This window comes from Arthrobacter sp. G119Y2 (genome assembly GCF_038069765.1).
GTDB lineage: Bacteria > Actinomycetota > Actinomycetes > Actinomycetales > Micrococcaceae > Arthrobacter_B.
Genome location: NZ_JBBPFS010000011.1, coordinates 45,639 through 60,650, shown reverse-complemented (window position 1 = coordinate 60,650; position 15,012 = coordinate 45,639). Strand labels below are relative to the sequence as shown.

The following is a 15,012-nucleotide window of genomic DNA, read 5'->3' as shown; positions in this document are numbered from 1 at the left end:
TATCTGACCAACTACAAAACGCAGATCAACTGGGGCCTGGGCTACATAGAGTCCCGCTACGGAAGCCCCTGCGGTGCACTGAACTTCCACTACGCCAACAACTGGTACTAGACCTGCACACAGAAGGGGCCCGCCGGGATTTATCCGGCGGGCCCCTTCTGTGTGCAGAAGGCCTGCGGCCCGGGGCAGCTCAGCGAGACGCTCCCTTCAGATTTCGGATGAATGCTGCGGCACCCGCGCCTGAAAAATCTTCCCTATGAACAGGGCGGCCCGAGACAGCCATGAGGAGCGCCAGCGAGGTTCCGCTGACGCCCGGACCGGAACCGTGCTCAAACTGTGAATCGGAAGCCTGCAGGCGGAATCCAACCGCGCGTTCCTTACCTCCGCCCAGGGCGGCCCCTGTTGTGAGCTGATACTGCAGGGCCGCGTCGACCGACTCGCCCGGGTAGGTCCCTGTGAGCCCAAGGGGACGCCGGATGTCCTCGCCGTGCACGATTGCTTCGACGAGCCGGGTTGCCGGGGCCGCCGGCGGCGTCCTGGTTGCTTCGCGCAGGCGACGGAACTCGGCCAGGGTCGCCTCCGGGGTCGCGGCACGTTCCCGGGTGACGCCGCGTTCGGTGGCCCGGTCAAAATCAAACTTTGCGGCAACCATGTCACGGAGAAAGCGCAGACGAGTTGTCTTCGCCGTATCCACGAGGTGGGCCAGCACGTCATGAATGTCCCAGCCGGCGCAGAGCGAGGGCGCGGCCCATTGCTCCGGGGTGAGCGATTCAAGATCTTCAATGAGTGCTTGGCGCTCATTGTGGACGGCCGGCCACACCGCGGCCAAAGACAGGGAAGACATGGGGCAATCCAACCTCTTTCCGTGCGCGAATTCTATGCAGGAACACGGGTCATTCTGTGAGACCTGGCGGAGAGGGCAATAAACACGATGCCCGTGATGAGTGGAAGCTGGAGAAAAACGACCGCGTTTGCGGCCGGGCTGCTAAACGGCAGCCGGTCAAAGAACTGGGCTATGCCTGTCACGACCAACATGACATACGAGATCTGCAGGAGCAGGAGATGCCAGAAAAGCCAGGTGGAGCTTCTTTTGCGCCGTAACGGCTGATAAACGCCTAAACCAACTGTTATCAGCATCATCACCGAGACCGCATGGAAAAGGCTCGGCCCGCTTCTGAGTTCATAGATGCCGAACGAAGACAGCGCCATCACCACTGTGGACGCGAGGTACAGCCACCCGAGTCTCTTATGGGCAACTGAACCTTTGGGTAAGACAAGCACCATGAGCCCTGAGACCAAGGCAGCGGTAACCGTAAGTACATGCAGGGCAATCATGTGGTGAGTATGCCATTCATCGCTCAAAGGAATCCTGCCTCTTGCATTAGTGTGTGTTACACACCATAGTGTTACCCATGGACGAAGATCTGCTGGGCGGACACCTGCAGGAACTGCGCCGCGGAACCGTGGTGCTGGCCTGCCTGTCCATCCTCAAACACCCGGGTTACGGCTATGGACTCCTGGAGGCCCTGAACCGGGCCGGGTTCGCCGTCGAAGCCAACACCCTCTATCCGCTGTTGCGCCGCCTGGAGAAACAGGGCCTGCTGACCAGTTCCTGGAACACCGAGGAGGCCCGGCCGCGGAAGTTCTACAGCACCAGCCGGCAGGGCACGGAACTGCTGGAGAAGCTGCTGAAGGACTGGAACAACCTGCATGCCTCCATCTGCCAGCTCAATGAAGGAACAGGATCATGAACACCCTCACTGACCGCTATGTCTTTGCAGCTCTGAAATCCATTCCCGAGCAGCAGCGCGGCGATATTGACCGGGAGCTGCGCGACTCCATTACCGACGCCGTCGATGCCCGGATCGAGGCGGGTGAACAGCCCGCCGAGGCCGAGAACGCAGTGCTCGCCGAATTCGGTGATCCGCAGCGCCTGGCCGCCCGGTATGCCGACCGCCCGCTGTACCTGATCGGCCCCGATCTCTATCTGGACTGGTGGCGGGTGCTGAGAATCCTGCTGCTGATCGTGGTGCCGCTGGCCTTCGTGGCTGTCACCCTCGTGCGGATGGCTGCCGATCCGGGAAATCCGGCCGCCGCGTTCGGTGCGGCGATCGGCGCAGCCCTCACCGCGCTGGTGCAGGTCACCTTCTGGGTGACGCTCGTGTTCGCGATCATCCAGCGCACCGGCACCCGGAGCAAAGACCTCGGCCTGCAGCAGTGGACGCCGGAGATGCTGCCGCAGGTCCAGCGCAGCGGCGGAATTTCGCTGAGCGACACCATCGCTTCGGTTATTGTCCTGGCCTTCTTTATCGGCCTCCTGCTCTGGCAGCGGGTCGGGTCCCTCTTTTACCTGGAGGGCGAGCCGGTGCTGGTCTTGCAGGAACAGCTCTGGGAGTTCTGGCTGCCGTACATCGTCGTCCTGCTGGTTCTGGAAGCCGTGTTCGCCGTCGTTCTCTACGTCGCCGGCCGCTGGACCTATGCCTTTGCCGCCGTGAATGCCGCCCTGGCCCTGCTGTTCATGGTTCCGGTCCTGTGGCTGCTGGCCAACGGGCGGGTCTTCGACTGGTCGTTCCTGTCCAATGTCGGCTGGGGAACGGATACCGCCGCCTGGATCGGGGCGGCCACCGCGGCTTCCGTACTGATCATCAGCCTGTGGGACATCGCCGACGGGTTCCGCAAAGCCCGGAAAAACGCCCGGCAGGCTGCGGTGCCGCAGCCGGCGTCCCGGTAACGAAGCGGGGGCGGATGCCGGAGAACCACCGGCCCCGCCCCGCGGCAGGTACCCTAGGAATGTGAGTTTGACTGTATCTTCCCCCGCATCTTCCCCCGTCCCCGCTGAGCACCTGCAGCCCCCGCGCACCTACCAGGTCCGGACCTTCGGCTGCCAGATGAACGTCCACGATTCCGAGCGCATTTCCGGCCTGCTGGAAAACGCCGGCTACGTGCCCGCCGACGGCGATGCGGCCGACGTCGTCGTCTTCAACACCTGTGCGGTGCGCGAGAACGCGGACAACAAGCTCTACGGAAACCTGGGCATGCTGGCCCACGTGAAGGAAACGCGCCCCGGCATGCAGATTGCCGTGGGCGGGTGCCTGGCGCAGAAGGACCGCGACACCATCCAGCGGAAAGCCCCGTGGGTGGACGCAGTTTTCGGCACGCACAACATCGGCTCGCTGCCGGCGCTGCTGGAGCGGGCCCGCCACAACGACGAAGCGCAGCTGGAGATCCTGGAATCCCTCGACGTCTTCCCCTCCACACTGCCCACCCGGCGCGATTCCGTCTACGCGGGCTGGGTGTCCATCTCGGTGGGCTGCAACAACACCTGCACGTTCTGCATCGTTCCCTCGCTGCGGGGCAAGGAACGCGACCGCCGGCCCGGCGACATCCTCGCCGAGATCCAGGCACTGGTGGACGACGGCGCCATCGAGGTCACTCTGCTGGGACAGAACGTGAACTCCTACGGCGTGGAGTTCGGCGACCGCGGCGCGTTTGCGAAGCTGCTGCGTGCCTGCGGCGACATTGAGGGCCTGGAGCGGGTGCGCTTCACCAGCCCGCATCCGGCCGCCTTCACCCAGGACGTCATCGACGCGATGGCGGAAACGCCGAACGTCATGCCGCAGCTGCACATGCCGCTGCAGTCCGGTTCCGACAAGGTCCTCAAGGACATGCGCCGTTCCTACCGCTCCAAGAAGTTCCTGGGCATCCTGGACAGCGTCCGCGAGCGCATGCCGCACGCCGCGATCTCCACCGACATCATTGTCGGCTTCCCGGGGGAGACCGAAGAAGACTTCGCCGCCACGCTCGACGTCGTGGAGAAGTCCCGCTTCGCCACAGCCTTTACCTTCCAGTACTCCAAGCGGCCCGGCACACCCGCGGCCGACCTGCCGGACCAGCTTCCCAAGGCCGTGGTCCAGGAACGTTTTGAGCGCCTGACCGCACTTCAGGACCGCATTGTCGCCGAGGAAAACGCCAAGCAGGTGGGCACTACGGTGGAAGTCATGGTCACTGCCGGCTCCGGCCGCAAGTCCGAGGAAACCGGCCGCCTGTCCGGACGTTCCCGCGACCAGCGCCTGGTCCACTTCTCCGTGCCCGAGGGCTGCCCGGTGCCGCGCCCCGGCGATCTGGTGACGGTTCCCGTCACCTCCGCTGCCGCCTTCCACCTGGTCTCCGACCCGGCGACGGCCGCGGACTACACGCTGCGCCGCTCGCGTGCCGGTGACGCCTGGGACCGGTCGCAGGCCGATTCGTGCGGCGTCCCCTCGCCCGCTGCCGGCAGCGGAAAACCAGGGGTCTCCCTGGGCATGCCCACGCTGCCTCCGCGCTCCTAACCCGAAATGGACCCTGTCCTTCACGGTAAGGCCGCGCCCGGTGCCGTGCCCGGCGAGTCCGTGCCCGGTGCCGGGCCGGACCGGCCGGTGGTCGCCGTCGTCGGGCCCACCGGCTCCGGCAAATCCGATCTGGGCGTCTCTCTGGCCCTGGCGCTCGGGGGAGAAGTGATCAACGCCGACGCGATGCAGTTCTACCGCGGCATGGACATCGGCACCGCGAAAATCAGCATGCCCGAGCGCCGCGGCGTTCCGCACCACCTGCTGGACATCATGGACGTCACCGAGGAAGCCAGCGTCTCCCGGTTTCAGGAGCAGGCGCGCGCCCTGATCGCCGAGATCCGTTCACGCGGCCGCTATCCGATCCTCGTGGGCGGTTCCGGCCTGTACGTCCGGGCTGCACTGGATGTTCTCGAGTTCCCCGGCACCGACCCGGTGCTGCGGGCCGAACTTGAACGCGAACTCGAAAAGACGGGTCTGGAGGCGCTGCGGCTGCGGCTGCGCGAGGTGGATCCGGTGTCAGCGGACCGGCTTGGCGACGGACGCCGGGTAGTTCGGGCCCTTGAAGTCCACCGGCTCACCGGACGCCCCTTCAGCTCCTTCATGCCCACCCGCGAGTACTTCCAGCCCGCTGTCCAGCTCGGCCTGACCGTGGAGCGCAGCCTGCTGCACCGGCGCCTGGCCGCCCGGGTGGACAGGATGGTGGAGCAGGGCCTGCCGGCGGAAGTGGAAGCGCTGGCGGACCGCGGCCTGCGCGAGGGCCGGACGGCCGGCCGCGCCCTGGGGTATGCCCAGTTCCTGCGCGTGCTCGACGGCGAGTCGACGGTGCCCGCGGCGGTGGAGGAGACCGTGGTGGCCACCCGGCAGTTCGCCCGCCGCCAGCTGACCTGGTTCCGGGCCGACCCGAGAATCACCTGGTTCGACTGGGACGATCCCGAACTGACCGCCCGTGCCGCCGCCGCTATCCTTGAACAGTGAACACAAGACTCTCCGCCCCCTTGTCCGATTCCGGATTCTCCGCATCCGGCCTGCCCGCCTCCCTGGCCGGTCTTTCCTTCGCCAAAGGCCACGGCACCGGAAATGACTTCGTGCTGGTCGCCGATCCCGACGGAGACCGCGTGCTCGCTCCGGCCGAGGTAGCCGCCGTATGCGACCGGCACCGCGGGATCGGCGCAGACGGTTTCATCCGTGCAGTCCGCTCAGCCCGTCTTCCCGAGGGCCGGGCCCTGCTGCAGAGCGACCCGGGGGCCGAATGGTTCATGGACTACTACAACTCCGACGGAAGCGTCTCGGAGATGTGCGGCAACGGCGTGCGCGTCTTTGCCCATTTCCTGCTCGCCGAAGGCCTCGTGCAGCTGACCGAGGGCGAAACCCTGACCGTCGGCACGCGGGCCGGGACCAAGACAGTCACCCGCGTGGACAGCGGCTACGCCGTGGACATGGGCCCCTGGGAGTTCATCCATCCGGACCATGCTGCCGCCAAGGCCATGGACGCAGTGGTCAACGCCGACGGGCTGGAGGTTCCGCGCCCCGGCCTCTCGGTCAGCATGGGCAACCCGCACACCGTGGTTGCGCTGGCGGAGCTCTCGGAACTGGCCGCCACCAATCTCACGGCCGCACCGTCCGTGCAGCCCGAACCGGAGAACGGCACCAACGTTGAATTCGTGGTGCCCGCCGATCCGCTGGTGGTTGACGGGGTGGGGCTGCTGACGATGCGCGTGCACGAGCGCGGCGTGGGGGAGACCCTCTCCTGCGGCACCGGCGCGTGCGCGGCTGCCGCCGCCACCCGTTTCTGGGCCGGACGTGAGGCCCCGAACGAATGGGCTGTCACGGTGCCGGGCGGCGTCGTTGGCGTGCGTTTCCTGACCGCCGAAGACGGCCGCGAACACGTTGAGCTCAGCGGCCCTGCCGTCCTCGTGGCGCGCGGCACGCTCCTCTAGCGTCTAACCTCCAAGCCTCTGGCCCCGGCCCCGCCGCCGGAGTCCCGGAACACGGAAAACCGCCTCCCCGGAACGGAATAATCAGCCCGGGGAGGCGGTTGAACCAAGCATGGAAAGAACCACTGACAGTTTCGGCGGCTAGCTCACGCGGGCTTTGCGCTCGACCTTGATGATCCGGAAAGACTTGGCAGTGCTGTGGCGGGACACGGAGAAACCGTCGCCGAGCTGCTCGGCCATCCACTTCTGCAGCGAGTCCGCCCCCAGATTCTTCTGGACAACCAGCCACGCGGTTCCTTCGGGAGCCAGGCGCGGCAGCCACAGCAGCAGCAGGGCATGCAGTTCGTCCTTGCCGATGCGGATGGGCGGATTGGACCAGATGGTGTCGAAGCGCAGGTCGGGGTCCACCTCATCGGGCCGCGACGCCGTGACATTGCCCAGGCCCAGGGCGGCGGCGTTGTCGCGGGTCAGGCCCAGGCAGCGCTCATTGACGTCCACGGCGAACACCCGGGCGTCCGGGGACTTGAGTGCCATGGTGAGGGCGACCGGCCCCCAGCCGCAGCCAATGTCAAGGAGGTTGCCGGCAGGGGCGGGCGCAGGAACTTCGTCCAGCAGGACCACGGTTCCCTTGTCTATGGCGTCGGGGCTGAAAATCCCGCCGGACGTGACGAGTGTGCGCTCCCGGCCGTCAAGAGTGACATGAAGCGGCCGGCGGACCTCGGGGCCCGAGGGCTGTGAACTGAAGTAATGGTCTGAACCCATAACAAACCAGAATAGTGGGTCTGTGGCAGGCTGCAGAAACCGGATGGAACGGCGGGAAGATCACGCCCCCAAATGTCCGTGCACTGACTTACCATGGAGAACACGGCTTATAAGGAGATTATGACGATCAACAATTCCCGCCCTGGCACATCCGGTTCCGCCCAGCCCAATACGGAGCTGAGCCCGGAGGACATCCAGGGGGTCATTGACAGGATCCTCGCCAAGGAGAGCGCCGCGGAGGCCAAAGCCCCCGGCGGCAACGCCCCGCGCGGCAGGGCCCAGGCCCTTTCTGACGACGTCGGGCATTCATCGCACGACGGCGACCAGGAAGACCTGGCCGACCGCCACGCACTGCGTCGCGTGGCCGGCCTGTCAACCGAGCTGGAAGACGTTACCGAAGTTGAATACCGCCAGCTGCGCCTGGAGCGCGTAGTGCTGGCCGGCCTGTGGAGCGAAGGAACGGCGGCCGACGCCGAGAACTCCCTGCAGGAGCTTGCTGCCCTCGCCGAGACGGCGGGCTCGGAGGTGCTTGACGGCATCATCCAGCGGCGCCTGAAGCCGGACCCCGGGACGTTCCTGGGCTCGGGCAAGGCCCAGGAACTCAAGGACATCGTGATGGCCACCGGTGCCGACACGGTCATTGTGGACAGCGAACTGGCCCCGTCACAGCGGCGCGGCCTGGAAGACATTGTCAAGGTCAAGGTCATCGACCGGACTGCGCTGATCCTTGACATCTTTGCCCAGCACGCCAAGTCCCGCGAGGGCAAGGCCCAGGTGGAACTGGCACAGCTGGAATACCTGCTTCCGCGCCTGCGCGGCTGGGGCGAATCCATGTCCCGCCAGGCCGGCGGCCAGGTCGGCAGCGCCAGCGCAGGCATGGGCTCGCGCGGCCCCGGTGAAACCAAGATCGAACTGGACCGCCGGAAGATCCGCACCCGCATGGCGAAGCTGCGCCGCGAAATCGCAGGAATGAAACCAGCCCGGGAAACGAAGCGCGCCAACCGGCAGCGCAACGAGGTTCCGTCGGTGGCCATTGCCGGCTATACCAACGCCGGCAAGTCTTCGCTGCTGAACCGGCTCACGGATGCCGGCGTCCTGGTGGAGAACGCACTGTTCGCCACCCTGGACCCCACCATTCGCAAGGCCCAGACCGAAGACGGCATCGGCTACACGCTGGCGGACACGGTTGGCTTTGTCCGTTCGCTGCCCACCCAGCTTGTGGAGGCGTTCCGCTCAACGCTTGAGGAAGTTGCCGACGCGGATTTGATCCTGCACGTGGTGGATGCCTCGCATCCGGACCCCGAGGGCCAGATCGCCGCTGTCCGCACTGTCCTCACGGATGTGGATGCCCGCAACATTCCGGAGATCATCGTCCTGAACAAGGCCGACGCCGCTGATCCGTTTGTCCTGGAACGGCTGCGCCAGAAGGAACGCCGCCACGTTGTGGTCTCCGCCCGGACCGGCCAGGGCGTCGACGAGCTGCTGCAAGCCATCTCCGAAGGCATTCCCCGCCCCGGCGTGGACCTGCACCTGCTGGTGCCCTATGACCGCGGTGAGATTGTCTCCCGGCTGCACAGCTCGGACACGGAAATCCTTTCCGTGGAACACGCCGAGGCAGGAACCCGCCTGCACGTGATGGTCCGCGAGGGCCTGGCAGCTGAACTGGAGCCCTTCGTCACCCATGAGTAAAGACACCACCGGCGAAGTCCTGGATCTGCTGGACACCGCCGTAGCCGGCATGGGCGGCCAAAACCGCCCGGGCCAGCACGAAATGGCCCGCCAGGTCACGCAGGCCATTGACGAGGGACAGCATCTGCTGGTTCAGGCGGGCACCGGAACCGGCAAGTCGCTGGCCTACCTGGTGCCGCTGATCCACCACGCGCTGGACAGCACCAAGCCCACGCTGGTCTCCACCGCCACGCTGGCGCTGCAGTCCCAGATTGTGGGCCGGGACCTGCCGCGCCTGCTCAAGACGCTCAAGCCCAAGCTGCCGCGCGAGGTCGACGTCGCGCTGCTCAAGGGCCGCAGCAACTACGTCTGCCTGCACAAGACCGGCGGGGGATTCCCGGAAGAGGAGGATCCCGCCGGTGCTCTGTTTACGCTCGGCGAAGACCGCGCCGTGGGCCATCCCGCACCCTCGCCCACCTCGGCGATGGGACGGGAAGTGGTGCGGCTGCGTGAATGGGCCGAGGAGACCGACACCGGAGACCGCGACGACCTTGTTCCGGGCGTGAGCGACAAAGCCTGGCGCCAGGTTTCAGTGACGTCCATGGAGTGCCTGGGCGCCCAGAAATGCCCGATGGCCGCCGAGTGCTTCAGTGAACGCGCCCGTGCCCAGGCTGCGGTGGCCGACGTCGTCATCACCAACCACGCGATGCTGGCCATCGCCGCGTTCGAGGGTCTGGCTGTGCTGCCGGACTATGACGTGGTGGTCATCGACGAGGCCCATGAGCTGCAGGACCGGGTGACCGGCGCCGTCACCGGCCAGCTCTCCGGAACCGTAATTTCCGCCGCTGTCACCGCGGCGCGCAAGCACACCTCCGCCAGCGTCGAAGAACTGGCCCAGGCCGGGCGCGCCTTCGACAAGTCCCTGGAAGGCATTCCGTCCGGGCTGCTGGCCAGCGGGCTGAACGAGGAACAGGAACAGGCGGTGGGCCGCGTCCGCGAGGCCTGCCGGGTGGCCCTGTCCGATTCCAAGCCGGAGCCCGGGGAAACGGCCGACGGCGGGCGCCAGACCGCCAGGTCCCGCCTCATGGCCGTGCTGGGCATCTGTGAGCGGCTCGTTTCCGCCCCCGATGCCGGGGAAGTGATCTGGGCGTCACGGCCCAGCTCCTTCTCGCCGTCGGGCGGCTACTCCCCGCCGGATGAGACCGCTCCGGCCACCCTGAACGTTGCGCCGCTGTCGGTGGCCGGGAGGCTGCGTGAAGGACTCTTTGACGGCCACACGGTGGTTTTGACCTCGGCAACCCTGGCCATCGGTTCCGAGTTCGGTCCGGTGGCCGGCGCGCTGGGGCTCCTGGGCCCCGGGGCACCCTCCTGGACGGGCACCGACGTCGGCAGCCCCTTCGACTATCCGCGCCAGGGTGTGCTGTACGTGGCCAAGGATCTGCCCAAGCCCGAACGGGGCACCTCCGAGGCGCAGCTGGACGAAATCGAGGCGCTGCTGAAAGCATCCAACGGCGGGGCGCTGGGACTGTTTTCCTCACGCCGGGCCGCCGAAGACGCGGCCGACGCAATGCGGACCAGGGTGGATTTTCCGATCCTGTGCCAGGGGGAGTCCTCGATGTCCTCGCTCGTCAAGCAGTTCTCCGAGGAGCCCGACACCTGCCTGTTCGGCACCATGTCGCTCTGGCAGGGCGTTGACGTGCCGGGAACCGCCTGCCGTCTGGTGCTCATTGACCGGATCCCGTTCCCGCGTCCGGACGACCCGCTCATGACGGCCCGCACCCGCGCGGTGGCCAAAGCCGGCGGGAACGGGTTCATGTCGGTGGCTGCAACGCATGCCGCAGTCCGGCTGGCGCAGGGGGCCGGGCGGCTGATCCGCGCCGCCGGAGACCGCGGAGTGGTGGCCATCCTGGACTCCCGGATGGCCACTGCCCGCTACGGCAGTTTCCTGCGGGCCGCTCTGCCGCCGTTCTGGTCCACGACGGACCGTTCCGTGGTCCTGTCGGTGCTGGGCCGCCTGGCCGAGCAGTCTGCGGCGCAGGAGAAGGTTCCCGGAGCCCGGAAGTAGAACAGAAGACAAGCAAAAGGGCGGCCGGAAAGAATCCGGCCGCCCTTTTGTGTGCGTCGTCTGGCGTGTGTCGGGCTAGAGGGAGCGCATGACCGAGACGACTTTGCCCATGATGACGGCGTGGTCGCCCACGATGGGCTCGTAGCGGGTGTTCTGCGGCAGCAGCCAGGTGTGGCCGTTGCGCTGGCGGAACGTTTTGACCGTGGCCTCGTCGTCCAGCAGGGCGGCTACGATGTCGCCGTTCTCGGCTGTGGGCTGGCGGCGTACCACCACCCAGTCACCGTCGCAGATGGCGGCGTCCACCATGGAATCACCCGAGACCCGGAGCATGAAGAGGTCACCGTGTCCCACGAGCTGGCGCGGCAGCGGCATGATGTCCTCAACCACTTGCTCGGCCAGGATGGGCCCGCCGGCAGCGATCCGGCCGACCAGGGGAACCATGGCAGTGTCCACGGAGGTGGAGAGCTCGGTGACCGTGGCCAGGCCCGCGGAGGCGACCTCACCCTCGGCGGAGCGGCCGCCTGCACTGCCGGAGCCGCCTGCGGCCGGGAGCGCCGGCTCGGTGCGGCGTGGGCTGTCCGAAGGCTCCCCGTCGGCGCCGGGGGAAGTCGGCTGTCCGTCGCGCAGCATCAGCGGAATGAGGATTTCCATGGCGCGGGGGCGTTTGGGGTCGCGGCGGATGTAGCCGAGCTTCTCCAGCTGCATGAGCTGGTGGGTCACGCTGGACAGACTCGCCAGACCCACGGTGTCCCCGATTTCCCGCATGGTGGGCGGGTACCCGTTGGTGCTCACGGACCGCTGGATCATCTCAAGGACGGTTTTCTGCCGCGGAGTGAGGCCTTTCGCGCGCGCACGGGTGCCGGTCGCAGCTGGCTGATTGGTGCTGTCTTCGGAAGCAGTCCTGCGGGCCACGTGGGGTTCCCTTCGGGTCAGCTGGTCCGGGCGGTGCCGGAGCTGGTCGGGCGGATGTCTGGGCCGGAACGCTGTGCAAGCCGTGCCGGCGGGAATGTCAGAGGCAGCTGATTCAGTGGTCCTGTTCGAACCGTTCCGGGGCCCGCGCCCCGCACCGGCCCGGTGTGAACCGCCGAACCCTCTTCCTCTGGACTCAACGCTAGGCGAGGGGAGCGGCCTTTTCAAACATTTGTTCGAGCGAGTCTCGACTTTATTAGTAGATAGGTGCTAGAAATGAGTTCACAACCTTCGAACATAGTTTCGAAATCTTCACTCCGCACCGCTTTCACTTATTCGAATACAGCTTCGGCTCTGCCGTTGCTGCTCTCGAACCGGAAAGGTATTTCCATGCCAGCCCACGCATTATCCACACTGTCCCGGACCTCTGCCCCCTTCGCCCAGGCTCCGGCCCGGCCCGCAGCCGGGCCGGAAGCTGTTTCGCCCGCCGCAGCCTCCGGAGACCAGGCTCCGGCGGCCCGGCTCCGGCTCACGCGGCGGGGCCGGCTGGTGTTTATCGGCTTGCCGCTGATGCTCACGGCCGCTGCCGCGCTAACCGTGCTGGGCTTCTTCACCGCCCCGGCCGTCGCCTCGAACGGCGGGCCGGACGTCACGCGGACCCTTCAGGTGAGCGTCACTCCCGGTGACTCCCTCTGGGCCCTGGCCGAGGAATTCGCCCCGGAACGCGACCCCCGGGATGTGGTCGCCGACATCATGGAACTGAACAACCTGCCCAGCGAGCGCGTGCCGGCCGGAGTGCAGCTGTTCATTCCGGTCCAGTCCTGAATCCCGGGTCCGTTCCAAGCACAACTCAGAACGTAACAACCCGCTGCTGCGACACGGGGATTCTTCCCGCCCCGCCTTGGAGTCTTAAGCTGTAGTGGTGACTGAACAGCTGGAGAGACTGAACCGACTTCCCCTGCGCGATGACCTTCGCGGACTTGCGCCTTACGGTGCTCCGCAGCTTGACGTGCCCATCCTGCTCAACGTCAACGAGAACACGCACGGGTTGCCCGAGCAGGTGCGGAAGGCCATCGCCGCCTCCGTTGACCGGGCCGTGGCAGGCCTGAACCGCTACCCGGACCGCGAGTTCACCGAACTCCGGGAGCGCCTCGCCGCATATCTCGGCCACGGCCTGGGTACGGAAAACATCTGGGCGGGCAACGGCTCAAACGAGGTCCTTCAGCAGATCCTCCAGGCCTTCGGCGGCCCCGGACGGACAGCTATGAGCTTCCCGCCCACCTATTCCATGTATCCGCTGCTGGCCAGCGGCACCGGCACCCGCTACGTCACGGGCCTGCGCAGCGAGGACTTCACCCTCACGGCAGACGCCGCAGCGGACCAGGTCCGCGAGCAGGCTCCGAACATTGTCTTCCTCTGCACGCCCAACAACCCCACCGGCACGGCGCTCTCGCTTGATGTCATCGAAGCCGTCTATGAAGCCGGCGCTGCCTCGCAGGCGATCGTGATCGTGGATGAGGCCTACGCCGAGTTCTTCCACGCCGGAACCCCCAGTGCCCTGCAGCTGCTGCCCGGACGTGAGCGCCTCATCGTGTCCCGGACGATGAGCAAGGCCTTCGCGCTGGCCGGAGCGCGGGTGGGCTATATGGCGGCAGCTCCCGAAGTCACCGATGCGCTGCGCCTGGTGAGGCTGCCGTACCACCTCTCCGCCGTCACGCAGGCCACCGCCAACGCGGCCCTTGAGCACGCCGACGCCCTGCTCGCCAACGTCGAAGCCATCAAGGTCCAGCGGGACCGCATCGTCGCCGAGCTGCTGACCCTCGGCCTGAAGCCGGCGCCCTCGGACGCCAACTTTGTCTTCTTCGGCGGGCTGGAGGATCCGCGCGCAGTGTGGGAGGGCCTGCTGGAAGCGGGAGTGCTGGTGCGCGACGTCGGCATCACCGGCCACCTGCGCGTCACCGCCGGCACGGAAGCTGAAACCAGCGCCTTCCTGACCCGGCTGCGCGAGCTGCTGGCTGCCGGCGTCCGCTAACGCACCCGGGCGCAGCCACTAAACTGTTAGCAGAGACCACCTTCTTTCAAAGGAAAACCATGACCGTGGAGACCACCACCGGCCGCACCGCACGCCTGGAACGGGTGACCAGCGAATCCTCAGTGGTCGTTCAGCTGGATCTGGACGGAACCGGCCAGTCGGATATCAGCACGTCCGTGCCGTTCTACGACCACATGCTGACGGCGCTGGCCAAGCACTCCCTGATCGACCTCACGGTCCAGGCCACCGGCGACACCCACATCGATGTCCACCACACCGTGGAGGACATCGCCATCAGCATCGGCGAGGCACTCAAGACCGCGCTCGGAAACAAGGCCGGCATCCGCCGCTTCGGCGAAGCCACGGTTCCGCTCGACGAGGCCCTCGCCAACGCCGTCGTCGACATCTCCGGACGCCCCTACCTCGTGCACTCGGGCGAGCCGGCGGGCCAGGAATACCATCTGATCGGCGGGCACTTCACCGGATCGCTGACCCGGCACGTCTTTGAGGCCATCACGCTCCACGCCCAGATCTGCCTGCACATGACGGTGCTCGGCGGCCGGGACCCGCACCACATCGTGGAGGCCCAGTTCAAGGCCTTCGCCCGCGCTCTGCGCGCAGCCGTGGAACCGGATCCCCGGGTTGAGGGCATCCCCTCCACGAAGGGAGCACTGTGACCGCCCGCAACGTCACCGTCCTGGACTACGGTTCCGGCAACATCCGCTCGGCCGTCCGTGCCCTGGAACACGTCGGTGCCACCGTCACCCTGAGCGCCAAATCCGACGACGTACTGAACGCCGACGGACTGCTGGTGCCCGGAGTCGGCGCCTTCGCCGCTGTCATGCAGGGGTTGAAGGACGTTGATGCCCTGCGCCTGATCGGCCGGCGCGTTGCCGGCGGACGCCCGGTCATGGGCATCTGCGTGGGACTGCAGGTCCTCTTCGACGAGGGCGTGGAGCACGGCGTCCGCACCCCCGGCATGGGGGAGTGGCCCGGCGTCGTTGAACGGCTGAAAGCCGACGTGGTGCCGCACATGGGATGGAACACCGTCCAGCCTCCGGAGGATACCCAGCTGTTCGCCGGCATCGAGAACGAACGCTTCTACTTTGTGCACAGCTACGGCGTGCAGAAATGGGACTTCGACGTCACCCAGCCGGCCATGCGCGCCCCGCAGGTCACCTGGGCCGAACACGGCAGCCGCTTCGTTGCTGCGGTGGAAAACGGGCCGCTGACGGCAACCCAGTTCCATCCGGAAAAGTCCGGTGACGCCGGTGCGGCGCTGCTGGAAAACTGGCTGAAGACGCTGGGCTAGGG

The 15,012-nt window shown here is 66.7% G+C and carries 15 protein-coding genes; 11 read left to right on the top strand and 4 right to left on the bottom strand.

The window, feature by feature from the left end; translation table 11 throughout:
- Positions 1-190: 190 nt before the first annotated feature.
- Both WKB88_RS17740 and WKB88_RS17735 read right to left on the bottom strand, forming a co-directional pair.
- Positions 191-844, bottom strand: a complete 654-nt coding sequence (locus WKB88_RS17740) for a maleylpyruvate isomerase family mycothiol-dependent enzyme (RefSeq protein ID WP_341395886.1) — start codon at positions 842-844, stop codon at positions 191-193.
- Between the two features lie 32 nt (positions 845-876).
- Positions 877-1,335 carry a hypothetical protein gene (locus tag WKB88_RS17735; protein WP_341395885.1) on the bottom strand — a complete coding sequence of 153 codons (459 nt, stop codon included), beginning with the start codon at positions 1,333-1,335 and terminating at the stop codon, positions 877-879.
- A gap of 77 nt (positions 1,336-1,412) precedes the next feature.
- On the opposite strand from WKB88_RS17735, the gene WKB88_RS17730 reads away from it, so the two are divergent.
- The 5 genes from WKB88_RS17730 (at position 1,413) to dapF (ending at position 6,265) form a co-directional block, all read left to right on the top strand.
- Positions 1,413-1,751 carry a PadR family transcriptional regulator gene (locus WKB88_RS17730; RefSeq protein WP_341395884.1) on the top strand — a complete coding sequence of 113 codons (339 nt, stop codon included), beginning with the start codon at positions 1,413-1,415 and terminating at the stop codon, positions 1,749-1,751.
- Positions 1,748-2,731: a permease prefix domain 1-containing protein gene (locus tag WKB88_RS17725; RefSeq protein WP_341395883.1), complete on the top strand. Its 984-nt coding sequence runs from the start codon at positions 1,748-1,750 to the stop codon at positions 2,729-2,731. Before WKB88_RS17730 ends, WKB88_RS17725 begins: the two co-directional genes overlap by 4 nt.
- A 61-nt stretch (positions 2,732-2,792) precedes the next feature.
- A complete protein-coding gene (miaB, locus tag WKB88_RS17720) occupies positions 2,793-4,328 on the top strand; it encodes a tRNA (N6-isopentenyl adenosine(37)-C2)-methylthiotransferase MiaB (protein ID WP_445818956.1) in 1,536 nt (511 codons plus the stop codon).
- Positions 4,329-4,334: 6 nt separating this feature from the next.
- Entirely contained in the window at positions 4,335-5,303 is a 969-nt protein-coding gene (gene miaA, locus WKB88_RS17715) for a tRNA (adenosine(37)-N6)-dimethylallyltransferase MiaA (RefSeq protein WP_341395882.1), read from the top strand.
- Positions 5,304-5,323: 20 nt separating this feature from the next.
- Positions 5,324-6,265: a diaminopimelate epimerase gene (dapF, locus tag WKB88_RS17710; RefSeq protein WP_341395892.1), complete on the top strand. Its 942-nt coding sequence runs from the start codon at positions 5,324-5,326 to the stop codon at positions 6,263-6,265.
- Positions 6,266-6,403: 138 nt separating this feature from the next.
- Here dapF and WKB88_RS17705 read toward each other — a convergent pair whose 3' ends face one another.
- Positions 6,404-7,024, bottom strand: a complete 621-nt coding sequence (locus WKB88_RS17705; RefSeq protein WP_341395881.1) for a class I SAM-dependent methyltransferase — start codon at positions 7,022-7,024, stop codon at positions 6,404-6,406.
- 120 nt (positions 7,025-7,144) lie between these two features.
- On the opposite strand from WKB88_RS17705, the gene hflX reads away from it, so the two are divergent.
- Positions 7,145-8,713, top strand: a complete 1,569-nt coding sequence (gene hflX / locus WKB88_RS17700) for a GTPase HflX (protein WP_341395880.1) — start codon at positions 7,145-7,147, stop codon at positions 8,711-8,713.
- The gene (locus WKB88_RS17695) at positions 8,706-10,757 is read left to right on the top strand and encodes an ATP-dependent DNA helicase (RefSeq protein ID WP_341395879.1); all 2,052 of its coding nucleotides are present in this window, start codon (positions 8,706-8,708) and stop codon (positions 10,755-10,757) included. The genes hflX and WKB88_RS17695 overlap by 8 nt, the downstream gene beginning before the upstream one ends.
- 75 nt (positions 10,758-10,832) lie before the next feature.
- Here WKB88_RS17695 and lexA read toward each other — a convergent pair whose 3' ends face one another.
- Positions 10,833-11,669: a transcriptional repressor LexA gene (gene lexA, locus WKB88_RS17690; RefSeq protein WP_341395878.1), complete on the bottom strand. Its 837-nt coding sequence runs from the start codon at positions 11,667-11,669 to the stop codon at positions 10,833-10,835.
- Between the two features lie 387 nt (positions 11,670-12,056).
- On the opposite strand from lexA, the gene WKB88_RS17685 reads away from it, so the two are divergent.
- The 4 genes from WKB88_RS17685 (at position 12,057) to hisH (ending at position 15,010) form a co-directional block, all read left to right on the top strand.
- Positions 12,057-12,491 (top strand): LysM peptidoglycan-binding domain-containing protein, encoded by a 435-nt coding sequence (locus WKB88_RS17685; protein WP_341395877.1) that lies wholly within the window; start codon positions 12,057-12,059, stop codon positions 12,489-12,491.
- A 97-nt stretch (positions 12,492-12,588) separates the two neighbouring features.
- Positions 12,589-13,698 carry a histidinol-phosphate transaminase gene (locus WKB88_RS17680; RefSeq protein WP_341395876.1) on the top strand — a complete coding sequence of 370 codons (1,110 nt, stop codon included), beginning with the start codon at positions 12,589-12,591 and terminating at the stop codon, positions 13,696-13,698.
- 59 nt (positions 13,699-13,757) lie between these two features.
- Entirely contained in the window at positions 13,758-14,375 is a 618-nt protein-coding gene (gene hisB, locus WKB88_RS17675) for an imidazoleglycerol-phosphate dehydratase HisB (protein WP_341395875.1), read from the top strand.
- Positions 14,372-15,010, top strand: a complete 639-nt coding sequence (gene hisH / locus WKB88_RS17670; RefSeq protein WP_341395874.1) for an imidazole glycerol phosphate synthase subunit HisH — start codon at positions 14,372-14,374, stop codon at positions 15,008-15,010. The genes hisB and hisH overlap by 4 nt, the downstream gene beginning before the upstream one ends.
- Positions 15,011-15,012: the final 2 nt, after the last annotated feature.

Excerpts from the sequence above, each read along its gene's own strand:
- WKB88_RS17740 (WP_341395886.1), bottom strand. The coding sequence starts at position 844 with ATGTCTTCCCTGTCTTTGGCCGCGGTGTGGCCGGCCGTCCACAATGAG.
- WKB88_RS17735 (WP_341395885.1), bottom strand. The coding sequence starts at position 1,335 with ATGATTGCCCTGCATGTACTTACGGTTACCGCTGCCTTGGTCTCAGGG.
- WKB88_RS17730 (WP_341395884.1), top strand. The coding sequence starts at position 1,413 with ATGGACGAAGATCTGCTGGGCGGACACCTGCAGGAACTGCGCCGCGGA.
- WKB88_RS17725 (WP_341395883.1), top strand. The coding sequence starts at position 1,748 with ATGAACACCCTCACTGACCGCTATGTCTTTGCAGCTCTGAAATCCATT.
- miaA (WP_341395882.1), top strand. The coding sequence starts at position 4,335 with ATGGACCCTGTCCTTCACGGTAAGGCCGCGCCCGGTGCCGTGCCCGGC.
- WKB88_RS17705 (WP_341395881.1), bottom strand. The coding sequence starts at position 7,024 with ATGGGTTCAGACCATTACTTCAGTTCACAGCCCTCGGGCCCCGAGGTC.
- hflX (WP_341395880.1), top strand. The coding sequence starts at position 7,145 with ATGACGATCAACAATTCCCGCCCTGGCACATCCGGTTCCGCCCAGCCC.
- WKB88_RS17695 (WP_341395879.1), top strand. The coding sequence starts at position 8,706 with ATGAGTAAAGACACCACCGGCGAAGTCCTGGATCTGCTGGACACCGCC.
- WKB88_RS17685 (WP_341395877.1), top strand. The coding sequence starts at position 12,057 with ATGCCAGCCCACGCATTATCCACACTGTCCCGGACCTCTGCCCCCTTC.
- hisB (WP_341395875.1), top strand. The coding sequence starts at position 13,758 with ATGACCGTGGAGACCACCACCGGCCGCACCGCACGCCTGGAACGGGTG.